This is a genomic window from Epilithonimonas hispanica (assembly GCF_003385395.1).
GTDB lineage: Bacteria > Bacteroidota > Bacteroidia > Flavobacteriales > Weeksellaceae > Epilithonimonas > Epilithonimonas hispanica.
The window spans coordinates 1-11,744 of record NZ_QNUG01000061.1 but is presented as its reverse complement, the minus strand read 5'-3'; the positions used below and the strand labels follow the sequence as shown (position 1 = coordinate 11,744).

Sequence of the window (11,744 nt, the reverse complement as noted above, 5' to 3'; positions counted from 1 at the left end):
CTGAAAACGATGTCGGCTTTGTGATTAGATCTTCGCGCAGTTTTTCATACTTGCTAATTTCATTCGTAATTGTGGGAGATTTAAACTTGATGTTATTGAGTTTAGAAAGTACCAGTTCAATTTTTTCTTGAGTTTCTATTACATTTACTTCATTTTCATTTTGGTTTTCAATCCTCGTACAATCTTCGATTTCTGTATTTCCTTTTTTGGGTACAGGAACTTTATTTTCAACTTTAGGTTCTTCCTCTAAAAACAAATCTTTAAAAAGATTTCCGATTCGTTGGGTTTCTTTCTTATTTTCAAACTGGTCAATCTTAAATAAAGCTTCATCTAAATTTCCGTGGATATAGTTTTCCAAACGCCCGAAACGGTTGGTTTTCTCTCGGGTTTCCCCCAAGATTCTTGCTGGGTTATTATCGAAATAATTAGAGATATCAGAAGAGATATTGTGATTGTTTTTTTTGAGAATGATAATATCGGTTCCGATATGTGTTCCTGCAAAAGCTCCGTTCGGCAAACGAAATCCATCCAAAACACTAGCATTTTGTAAATTCTTTTGTCGGTTGAGCCAAGATGATGGAAGAACCATCGCCAAAACGCCGTTGGGTTTCAAAGAATCTAATGACCGTTTAACAAAATAATCTTCATACTTTGAAATTTTCGGTTCTTCGCCCAATCCTTTGTAAAATCCCCGATGTTCGCCATAAGGCGGATTTCCAATGACCAAATCATATTTTTCTGAAAAATCTTTTGAGTCTTTTCTATTACCTCGATCATCAATAAATTCAGTTTCAAACGAACGAAGATTGATCTCGACTTCGGGATGCAGAATTTTGGCAATTTTTGCGGTGGTCTCGTTGATTTCAAATCCTGTAATTTTAGAATTTACAGATAATGCGTGAGTAGCATAAATGAAATTTCCAGTTCCAACACTTGGTTCTAAAACGGAAATTTCTTTTTGAGTTTTAAAATGGTCTTTAATTAAATTATGAACTGCATCAACAATTTTATCCTGCGTATAGTATTCATCTAAAATTCCCCGTCCTTCTTTTGCCGTTCCTCCGCTTCGGAATTGGCTGCAAATTTCTTTTAAATCATTAGTAATGTGTAGGTTTTCCTTCAGATTAATTTTGTAATCACTGGAAACAAAACAAGCTGCAGAAACTACCTCCGCAACTTGTTCATTGGTCAGTTTTTGACCTTTATATTTTTCGATAAGAGTTTCTAACTCATCATTTTGAGTAATATTTTCACTTACCTCGGAAAGTCCTCCGTTGGGTCTTCTTCTATCGGATATACGTCTCCCGGATACGATTCCGCCCAGGGAATGTTCTCTTCCCTCATTTTCTTGAGCATTTTGCGGTTGTGTTCCACCATTGGATCCTCTTCCTCGGTCTCGGTTTCCCAAATCGCTCCGTTCTGTGACTGCAAGTCCATTTCCAGCATTGTTGCTGCCCACTTCTTGTCCTCTTCCGTAACTTCCGTTTTGGTTGGATTGGATCTTAGGGCTAAGTTCTCCAGAGTTGTGTTCAGGTGTTCCGTTTCCCACTTGCTGAGAATCGGATGTTCTTCCGGTTTCAATTGCATTGCTTTCATTTTCAGAAATTTTTGGTTCAATTAAATTAGTATTTTTATCTTGAAGATTGCGTTTATTGTCTAAATATTCGCTCAGGTCTTGATTCCCATTTTCAGAAATTTCATACAACGGACGAACGTCTTTAATATTTTTGCCATTAAATTCTGTGAGAATTTTCATGGTTATCGCATTTCCTGTTCTGTCCCCACTCAGACAAAGAAACATTTTGCCATCATAATTCTGATATCTATTGAGGAACATTTTTGTATTTGAAACGGAATTAAGCGTAATCAATGTTCTATTATTGACTTTCTTATTCATTTGAAGAAGCTCCAAGAATGAAAGCATATCCTTACTGTTTGTGAAAACAATAAGTTCCTTTTTATTTCCTTCAACTACAGAAATGTCATTATTTATCTCATTAAAAAAATCTTCATCTTTCACTTTTTCTGCTTTTTATGAAGTGGTTAAATTCAAAAATTTCTTTGGCTTCACTGTCCCAGTTTTTTCTTGCTATCAATTGAAGCGTCACGAATATGTCCGTCTTTTTATTGTAAGAATCAATCCTTTCAAGCCTACCTTGGTAGTCCTTTTCCACGTGTTTGTAAATAGAGTACGGTAAAATAGTGTCCGTTGGATAAATGTAAAACCGGGTGTACATCCAAGGTGAGTTGATTTCAAATCGTTTGTATTTTTTCTTAAACAAAACCGTATCACTCAGATTTTTTCTGTTTCTGTAATTGGGGATTTTTTCCTGAGAAAACAATGTTCCTCCTTTTTTCTTTTCAACCGAAAGCGGCTTTTGTTTCTTTATGATGTCTGACAGAATAATTTTGCCGGGATTTTCATTTTCAATAGTATAGCACAATGAATCTTTAATGAAATAAATCTGTTGGGTTATTTCGGGAGCATCAACATCCGGAATCCTTTCTATTATGGAATCTCCTGAATAATTAAGGCTTGACAAATGAAAACTTTGGATATTGTTCAGATTTTTGGAAACATCAAAATATACATTGGAGACAACATCGATTCCTCCTTTTTCGGATTTGATTTCTTTGTGGCAGGAAGTGCTTACAAAAAGAAAAAACAAGCTGGGTAGTATTAAAAGTTTTTTCATAGATATAGGGTTTAAAAAAGCGGCAGCCTAATTAATTTGACTTACCGCTGGGAAATAAATGATTGGTTGTAAGTGTTATCTATCGTTTAATACTTTGTTCTTTCACGTTATTTTTTTCGTGCTTGTTGTCTTGTTCCAAACCTTCTAAAGGCTTGTTGGTATTGATTCTGTTCATATCAGAATCATACAGATTCAGATTTTTGTATTGCGGATTCAGCACCGCTTTGCCTTCTATTACTTTATCATCCAATTCAAATTTTACCTTCACGATATTTCCTTTTTCCAAAGATTTTATGGTACTTTCCTTCCATTCCGGCTTATCGAAGATCAGTTTGGATTTTTCTACGATCTGAGCCGTATCAACTCCATAATTTTTGTAAAAATTCTGGAAATTGTAATTTCCTTTTTCGGTTTTGGGTTCGTTAAAATTCAGTTTGGCAAATGCAGGTTCTATTTTTTCTGTTTTCGGATTGTGAAATTGTATTTTTACCGTACGCCCTTCCAAAAGGTTGACTGCTTCTTTAGCAGTAAATGTATTCACCCTGTTAACAGGAAAATTGTGGGAGATAACGTCGCCATTTTCTTTCGTGAGTTTAGCATTGTAAAAATTCATAAAAACGCTCCCATTTTCTATCTTATTAAATTTTAATGTAAATTCCATTTCATTTCCGGGCATCGTTTTGTCGGAAGTGCTTTTAATTTCGAACTCTTTTTCGGGAGCATTAATACCATTTTCTAAATCTTTGTGCAGTTGTTCTCCTTCTCCGAAACCAAGATATTTTAACTGAAATTTCGGATACTGAGATGGTTCATACTCGTTTTTTGTTTCCATAATGTTTGGGTTTTGATTGTTAAACTTTATATCATTCATTGTTAATATTCTGTGTCTTGAAAAAACATTTTCATCCAGATAATTTTTTAGAATTTCACCGCTATCCAATAATTCGTAGGATTCCCCATATAGCTGTTTTTCCAATAGGCCGAAAGCCAATTCGTATTTGTCATTTTTTGACAACGTATGACCATCAATAACATTTGGGATTGTGTCCATTTGTGCCTTTGTAAGAGAATAATCTCCATCTGTTTTTCCGAATTCCATTTTTTCTGAATAAGCCTCTCTCTGGTTTGATGTGATCTGCAAGTTCTCCAGTATGAATTCGTTTTCTTTCATAAAGATCCTGTAATTGAGAATATCATTTTTTTCATCTTCGGAAAGCTTCGGAGAAAGATTATTTTTGACTGCTTTTTCCTTTATATCTCCTTCCGCATATATTTTAAAGTCGTGCAAAGTTTGTGGTTCATTATAAAAATCTCTCATACCTGTCCATTCTCGCCGACCGTGCGGTAATCTATATTCCTGCGTTTGCAGATCATAGCTGTAGTAACTATAACCACCTGGGCTTTTCAGAGATCCGCTCCCATCACCGTATTCGCGCCATACCCAGCCATCCGGAAGGTCAGATGCAGGCGTCAAATTTTCTTCAAAGCCTTCATCTGAAAAAAAGTCTGCATTTTCTTCCAGATCAGTCATTTCAATTTGATGGATCCCTTCTAATGATAACTTTGCAGCTTCAACTTCATAATTTCGATAATGATAAGCTTGCTTTTCATCAATTTGTGTATAGGTCAATCCGGAACTTAAATCAGTTTTTTTCTCCAATTCCTGAGCCCAGAGATCAGAGAGAAATTTCTGTTTTATGGACTCATTACTTATAGCAATTTCAGTAGACTCCCTGTTATTTTGCAAAATCAAATGTTTATTGGCTAGTTGCTGCTTTTCAATAAATCTGACTAATTCAGCGGTAGTATTAAATTTATCCTCAATAGGGAAACCCTGATTTGAATTGAAAAATGTTTTCAATGTAAAATTTGAACCTTGAATAAATTCTTTTCCCTTAGATTGATGAATTGCCATAAACTTTTTCTCTCTATCGGTAAACAGCCTCTCTCCGTCCCGAAAAAACTGTTCAGGTGAAGTGTTTTCAATTTCCTTCACAAAATTTTTATAAGCCTTCGTTCTCGGAACTATATTCTTATCAAACCAGGTTAGATTATCTTCCATTTTATTTACCTTCTGAACTTTCTTGATTTCTCCACTTCTTCGTCATGCTCCTGTTCATCGTCTCTTCTTTGATTGGCATCCTGATAAACATCCGGATCGTTCACATTCAGCTGAATGTCGGAATCATCTGCTTTGGAGATTTGTTTTTGGCTTGTAGCGATGCTGTTCACGGAATTGATCTCTCTGGAAACGATGCTTAGATCATTCGTTATCTCCTTGGCTATTTCAGGATACTGGTCTATCTTTTCCAAAAGATAACTTTTCAGTTTCAGCAATTCATTTTTATAATGATTCAGTTCTTCTGTATCCTTTTTATCAGCAATGATGGCAGTAAGCTCCGTAGCGTTTTTGATGAAGTCAAACTCAACAACTTTGCTGGTTTCTTTGTCGAAAATGAAAGCTTTTTTTTCAAGCGCAGAAAACTCCGGCGACAGCTTGTTAGAGACCTTTTGAATATCGGTATATTCAACTCTGTCTTTACTGTTTTTAAGTATTTCCGGTAGGTTTTTGTCTCGTTCTAAATAGATAACCTTCAGTTGGGTGTTATTATCCGTAAGCTGAAAAGTTGCCCTGTTTTTGTCGTTGTCCGCAACAATGGTGTATCCCTTCAGAAATTTCTGAATATCATCTGCATTCAGTTTTTTAGAGAATGAAAGATCTTCATTGATAATTCCGTACTTTTTTAGTTCGTCTGTTGGTAAAGTATTAGTGTTCATAATGGTTTGCTATTAAATTGTTTACTTTTATGAGGTCATTTAAAAAATGAGAAGGGTTGATGCTTTGTCCGAATTCTTTCACCGAAAAATGCAGATGTGGACCTGTGGAGTTTCCGGTATTCCCGCTTTTTCCGATGACAAATCCGGCTTTTACTATTTCTCCTGCCCGATAATATATTTCTGAGAGATGCAGATAGGAAGTTTCGAAACGGTTAAAATGTTTTACTTTTATGAAATTTCCCCCGCCTTTAGAATCCCAGCCTGTTGCTGTAACAATTCCATCCATTACAGAATAGACATTCTCATAACTTGCTTTTAGGTCGATCCCATTGTGCATTTTTTTTGTCCTGAAAATAGGATGAGTTCTTGTTCCGTACGAAGATGTAATGGTGATTTTGTTTTTAAGAGGCATTACAATTTTTGAAAAAGATGCTGTCGGTTCATCTACAAAATCATACGTTGTAAAAAAGTTTTGTTTTTTTGATGTTTGCTTTGTTTCTTCTACTCTATTTTGTGCTTGCAGCATCAAAGAATCTTTCAGTTTTTCAAGCTTATTTTTACGTACATCTTTTACACTGCTATATTCTTTTATTAACATTTTCAAAGAGTCAATTTGATTCTTTAAATCTGATTTTGTGGTGATGTTTAAAACCTCTTTCCACGATCTCTTATTATTTTTTTGGTTTACCGGTTCTTCGATATTAGATTTTTCGGATACCTTTGGATTTTCAGATTTTTTCGGTATTTTTGGTGTAAGCGTATTGAACTGTGCAAAGCATAAGCAACTGTAAAACAGCACCATCAATGTAAATATGTATTTTTGTTTTTTCATTTTATGCAGCTTTTATATTTTCATTCACAATGAGTTCCACTTCTTTATTGATCTTTCTAAAATTGGTCATCAACACTTCTTCTTTGCGGTTAACTCCTTTTTTATCTACAAAAGAATAATATGACGGCATTTTCACATAGTGTTTTTCTTCTTCCTGAATGGCTTTCATATTCAAATTAATCTTACCACTAATTGCAGATGTTTTATATTCCTCAGCAGCGTTTTCTTCTCCCCGTGCGATCATTCCTACCATTTCTCCGGTTTTCAAGGCCGCAATTTTACCTGCCGGAATCATATTATCCATCTTTTCATTGATACTGGTGGTCGTTCCTTGCTGTGAAATTGATTGTGAGTATGATTTCTGTTTAATTTTGCCGAAGAGTTTTTCTAACCAATCCAATGTATTTTTGTCTCTGGCAGAACCGGAAATAATATTTCCTACAATAGCAGAAATCGTATCGGCAACTTCTTTTTTATAAAACTGGCGGAGCTGCGGAATTTCTTGTAATCCAAGCATTACAGCAACTTTATTGCTTCTTGCAGTAGCTACGATGTTATCAATTTTGTGAATATAGATCGTCGGAAATTCGTCTGCGATAATTCCTCCTGGTAAATTGTGTTTGGAATTGATCAATCTTAAAGTCCTGTTTAATACCGAAGAATACAATGCAGAATTAATATCCTGTGTTCCCGGGTCTGATGCCAGAATAATAATAGAAGGATTATCTCTGTCGGTTATCTTCAATTCCACTTCATCTCCTGAAAACACCCAAAAACTTTCTTTTGTTGCCAATCGAGAAAGGAAAATTTTGAGTGTTCCGATTTGTCCTTCCAATTGGTCAAAAGCTTTGTTGTCATAAGCCGTCTTGAAGGGTGAAAGCAAAGAGAAAATTTCTTCATTGGTAAAAAGTGTATCGAAAATTTCTTTATAGCTTCGATTCATAAATGAAAGAATATGAGGCAGATCAGAATAATTTCCATTGTCGAATGTTGCAAAAAAATAAATGCAGGACGAAAGGAAATTTATCGCAGATTGGGTAAAGAAAGCTTCAGAGCCTCCTCCTGAACTCGAACCTCCTTTTTGTAAAGAGGACACCATTGATTCAGCCATTTCCTGGGCTTCTGCTAAAGTTTGGATGTACTTTTTATGAAATGGATTTACTCTTTTTGATTTTTCAACCTCGTTCAGATTAATGACGTGGAAATTGTAATCGTAATCGGATTCTTTGCTTTTTTTCAATAAATAATGATAGTATGCAATTTGTGCCAAATCCGGAAACTTAAAATCGTAGATGCAGAGACAAAAACCTTTGGCTATCATTTGTCGGATTGAAGGATTAATGATTCCAAAAGATTTTCCGCTTCCAGGTGTTCCGATGACCATCGTTCCTCTAAAAGGATCAATATTAATATACCCTTCATAAGTTTTATTGTTATATCTGAAGATATAAGGAATGTTAATCGATGTATCAGTGTTCATTAGTTCTCGATTTTGATCGAAAGATTCTTCTTCAACATTCCATCGGTCTTTTCCCATTTTCTGCTGCACCAGTTTTGAAATACTGTCTGCACCCATTTGAAGAATAACGGCTCCTAAAAAAGAAAGAACAGCATAAATTACCTGATAGAGATTAAATCCGGGAAATACTTTTGGAAGCTTCGCATTTCCTGCCTCATTTTGACATATCAGTGCTGAGAAAATCATCAGCAATCCCAAAATCATAGGAACGACAATTTCCTTAGCAACATTGAGGTCTTTCTTTTTCTTGGCTTTTGTACCAATCGCAACTAATCCTATTAAGATCAAGGTTGCAAATTTGGCATTGATGGGTGGGTAGATAAAACTCAGCTTTGAAAAATTTTTCAATAAGTTTGATAATACCCGAACATCAGCATTAAGGTAAAAAAGCGAAGCACAATCTAATGCAACGATCGCATACACTGCTTTTTGAAGAAAGCCATAAATCTTTATTTGATGTTGTTGTTCTTGCATTTTCTTTTTTGATAATTTAATTGGTTTTGTAATCGCTGTGCTTTGCTTTTCCAATAGTCAAGTTTCTCAACTAAATCTATCCATTCATTTTTTAAGTCTTTTAGATCCCGAATGTTTGCCCTACTTCTTTCGTTGCACATATTTAGATGCTCTTGATAGCCCTTGCTTATGCTCAATTTTTTTTCTAGGACTTGATTGAAATCCTTTTTCAACTTTTGGTATTTCAATTCATAGAACTCAAGTTCTCTTTCTTGTTTTCTATTTTTCTGCTTTTCAAAAATCACGTCTAAAACCACTATTACAAGCATTATGATTAGTAATATTATATATAGGTTTTTCACATTTTCAATTAAATTTCCCATAGTAAAAGATTAAAAAGTATCAGCTTTAAGAATTTCAGAATAGTTGACCTTCATTTCTATGGTGCGTCCTGAGAGTTGTTCTTCAATAAGACGAATCATCATTACCTTACTGTTTGGGTAAGCAAATTTTTTGAAAACATAAATATTCCTGAAATTTTTCCTGAAATGTTTTTGAGGATTGAGTTGAAAAATCGGGGTCATTTCTACACTTTGGTTGTTTGTTGCTTTATGAATTTTTTTGTCTTCTAAAGAGAATTTCAAATCTTCAATATCATAGCTCAGATTAGAATTATTTTTAATCGTCATATCAAGAAAGATGTAGTCACTGATGACATAAACATTGTTAAGCTGAAAACTGAGTTTTAGATTCTTCTCTTCCCTTATTGGATTTTTTTCAGATTTTTTTTGAATAATATCCATTGCAAATTTTCTCAGTTCAAGATTAGAGAAAACCATTTTTTCAAATTCTATAGGCTGCATCGCTTCTGGCTGTATGTGGATATTGGTTATCGTATTGAGGTTGTCTTGATTTCTGTAAACGACTTTATACTGAGCTATGAAAGACTGCGCAACAAAGGTTATAACTCCGATTTTATCTCCATTAAAAAAAACGGAAGGTGTTTTGATTTTTCCCTTCTCGTCAGAATCAGGATGGTCTGTGATTTTTATCCTGGCAATATTGGTAATGGGCAAATCTCCAGTCAGTTTTTCTGTTGACAGATCCACATACTGAATGGGCTCCGGCGAAATAATATGCAAGTTGATTCCTTCAGTAATTTCAATTTCCGGTAAGTCGGAAATAATCTGTTCTTTGGTTGCTGTTTGTGCAGTGAGTAAGTTTGCTACTAAAATTAAAAGGGTGTATAATAACGTTTTCATTGTTTTATTTTTTTTGGTTTTGTGAATCTTTCAGTTGTTTTTCGTCGATTAAAAAGACGTAAGAATTGTATTTCAATTTTGCTTTGTTCTCTTTGATCAGGTTGGCAATAGATTTAGATGTTGATGTAAACAGGCTGGATCCAATGCTTGAGAAAAATCCTTTTCCGCCCATATCCATCTGAGTTCCTTGTACTGAGTTACTTCCCATTTCCCGCATCATATCTCTGAAAACGCTTTGCGGAACGTACAATCCCTTCATACCGTCAACATCATAAATCGAAAGATTGACAGGATAGATTTCTCCTTTTGTGAATACAGATACAATATTGAGATTGACTCTCTGCATTGAAAATCCTGAGATTTGTCCGTATAATATCGAACCTTTGATTATTTTTTTGTTCCCGACAAAGATGTCTTCCAACAATCGGAACCTAATCCTGCTTCCAAGAAAGCCTTTGTTGTTTTCGTCAATGACCGCTTTGATAAAGCTGTTTTCTTTCTCCTTATAGAAAGCATTGAAACCACTGTTGATTCCGGATTTGCTCACATTGAAAGTTGAATTAAGAAAATCTTCCATTTTCTCTTTATTGGACTTCAGTTTTTGTTCTGCTGCGAGTTTACTTTGGTACTCAGGATCACGGGATTTTTCTAAAGAATCCATCACGAGCATTTGTTCTTTCAGATATTTTACAGGATCTGGTTGGACACTTTGTGTCTTTTCTTTAGGTGTATTAGCGTATTTATCTTCTTGGTTTCCGTAAGATTTGTCATTCAGCATTTTAATGATTTCTGAAGACCTGTTGTAATCTTTGTCATCCCTCTGTGATTGATTTGGTTTGTAATACGAGGATTGATTTTCTTTTGCCTGGTATCTGTTTTGTCTTCCGTTTTCTGCTTTTAGTGAATCGATTTTTCTTTTTTGCTCAAGTGACAATTGATCATCATAGTTTAATAAACTATCTTCTTCTTTATCCAAACCACCAAGCATCGTTCTGTTATCCTCTTTTTTGAAAAAAGCATCATACGCATCATTTTTGGTCATAATGGAATCCTGCGTATCGCCCAGTGAAAGAGACAATTCTTTTGGTTTATCTTTTTCAGAGGTATCTTCTTTGACGAACTGCGCTCCGACGTAAGCAAAAAGAAAAAGAAACGGCAGAGCCAAAAGTGGCAGAACATATTTTTTTTCTTTAAAATTTATTTTTTTAATGTCCATTTTTTAATTTTTGATATTGGTTAAACAAATAGTCAATTCGTAAGCTGTCTTCTTTTTTCAGAGTGTTTTGGTCTCTTTTTACTTTTAAAGCTTTCAGTTCGTTCACTATTTTTCCCATTTCCTTATCGTTGTTTACCGTTAGGTTTTGAGTGGTCTTGCTTTTAGAATAGAGAACCGGAGGTCTTATTTTGAAAGCAGTTTCTGAAGGAAAAAATATGCCTTGGATGAGAGATCCTACAAATGAAAACGACAGTAGAATCATTGAATACGTAAAGAATTTCTTCGGATTTTGCACTGCCCATTGTAGCCATTTCTGACCCTTTTTTTTAAATGTAGTTTCCATTTTTAATAAGAGTTTTTATTTTGATTTGATAGTTCTTCATTATTGATGATTCGCCAGTTTTTAAGGATCACACCGTGAGGATTATTGGGACTTCTGATGATGTCTTCAAAGAAACCTTCAGTGATGAGCTTTCTTGTAATGACAGAAGATTTTCTTGTGATCATCTGTTTCCCGAAAAAAGAGAATTTCTTTTGTTCCATATTTAGCGCAATTGAGTCGGTATGAATACTCACCATTGAACTGGAGGCGATGATCTGATTGTAAAATCCTTTTTCCTTTAAGTTTGTATATTCTTTTTTTCCGCTGTCATCAATGAGATACAAGGACTTTTGAATATTATCCTTGATGTAGGTGTCGTCCGGAGCGAGTGTGAAAAACAATCGGTGGAATAATTCAATTTGAGCTTTGTATTCAACAGGTCGGTTCAACAGGACATCTGTCTGCTTTGCCAGAACCGGAACCCCATTGTCTAAAATGTAAATTGATTTTCTGGAATCCTCGATCATTCTGTACGCAAAGAAAAACCCTGCAATGACAATGAAAACGGCAAAAGCAATGGTGGATAAAGAAATGACCTTGTTGATCTTGATTCTTTGTTCTATATTTTTGATAAGCATCTTTATTTTAGTTGTTGGTTGATAATGT

Annotated in this window: 11 protein-coding genes; all 11 read right to left on the bottom strand. The window is 34.7% G+C overall.

The features are described 5' to 3' along the window. Positions 1 to 2,020: N-6 DNA methylase (locus DRF58_RS16710; protein WP_245955549.1), on the bottom strand; the 2,020-nt coding region annotated here is incomplete at its 3' end. Continuing rightward, the gene (locus DRF58_RS16705) at positions 2,010 to 2,696 is read right to left on the bottom strand and encodes a hypothetical protein (RefSeq protein ID WP_116037023.1); all 687 of its coding nucleotides are present in this window, start codon (positions 2,694 to 2,696) and stop codon (positions 2,010 to 2,012) included. The genes DRF58_RS16710 and DRF58_RS16705, both read right to left, overlap by 11 nt. A gap of 79 nt (positions 2,697 to 2,775) precedes the next feature. Further along, the gene (locus DRF58_RS16700; RefSeq protein WP_116037021.1) at positions 2,776 to 4,758 is read right to left on the bottom strand and encodes a hypothetical protein; all 1,983 of its coding nucleotides are present in this window, start codon (positions 4,756 to 4,758) and stop codon (positions 2,776 to 2,778) included. A 5-nt stretch (positions 4,759 to 4,763) separates the two neighbouring features. After that, on the bottom strand, positions 4,764 to 5,474 hold the full coding sequence (locus DRF58_RS16695; protein ID WP_050378314.1) for a hypothetical protein: 711 nt from the start codon (positions 5,472 to 5,474) through the stop codon (positions 4,764 to 4,766). Beyond that, positions 5,464 to 6,306 carry a M23 family metallopeptidase gene (locus tag DRF58_RS16690; protein WP_115621404.1) on the bottom strand — a complete coding sequence of 281 codons (843 nt, stop codon included), beginning with the start codon at positions 6,304 to 6,306 and terminating at the stop codon, positions 5,464 to 5,466. Before DRF58_RS16690 ends, DRF58_RS16695 begins: the two co-directional genes overlap by 11 nt. Position 6,307: 1 nt before the next feature. Beyond that, on the bottom strand, positions 6,308 to 8,299 hold the full coding sequence (locus tag DRF58_RS16685; protein ID WP_115621403.1) for a type IV secretion system DNA-binding domain-containing protein: 1,992 nt from the start codon (positions 8,297 to 8,299) through the stop codon (positions 6,308 to 6,310). Continuing rightward, positions 8,275 to 8,661, bottom strand: a complete 387-nt coding sequence (locus DRF58_RS16680) for a hypothetical protein (protein WP_115621402.1) — start codon at positions 8,659 to 8,661, stop codon at positions 8,275 to 8,277. Before DRF58_RS16680 ends, DRF58_RS16685 begins: the two co-directional genes overlap by 25 nt. Positions 8,662 to 8,670: 9 nt before the next feature. Next, positions 8,671 to 9,540 carry a DUF4138 domain-containing protein gene (locus tag DRF58_RS16675; RefSeq protein WP_115621401.1) on the bottom strand — a complete coding sequence of 290 codons (870 nt, stop codon included), beginning with the start codon at positions 9,538 to 9,540 and terminating at the stop codon, positions 8,671 to 8,673. A 4-nt stretch (positions 9,541 to 9,544) separates the two neighbouring features. Next, complete coding sequence (traM, locus tag DRF58_RS16670) at positions 9,545 to 10,750, bottom strand: conjugative transposon protein TraM (RefSeq protein ID WP_115622155.1); 1,206 nt, start codon at positions 10,748 to 10,750, stop codon at positions 9,545 to 9,547. Further along, positions 10,746 to 11,099: a hypothetical protein gene (locus DRF58_RS16665; protein WP_115621400.1), complete on the bottom strand. Its 354-nt coding sequence runs from the start codon at positions 11,097 to 11,099 to the stop codon at positions 10,746 to 10,748. Before DRF58_RS16665 ends, traM begins: the two co-directional genes overlap by 5 nt. Before the next feature lie 2 nt (positions 11,100 to 11,101). Beyond that, complete coding sequence (gene traK, locus DRF58_RS16660) at positions 11,102 to 11,716, bottom strand: conjugative transposon protein TraK (RefSeq protein WP_116037025.1); 615 nt, start codon at positions 11,714 to 11,716, stop codon at positions 11,102 to 11,104. Positions 11,717 to 11,744 lie beyond the last annotated feature (28 nt).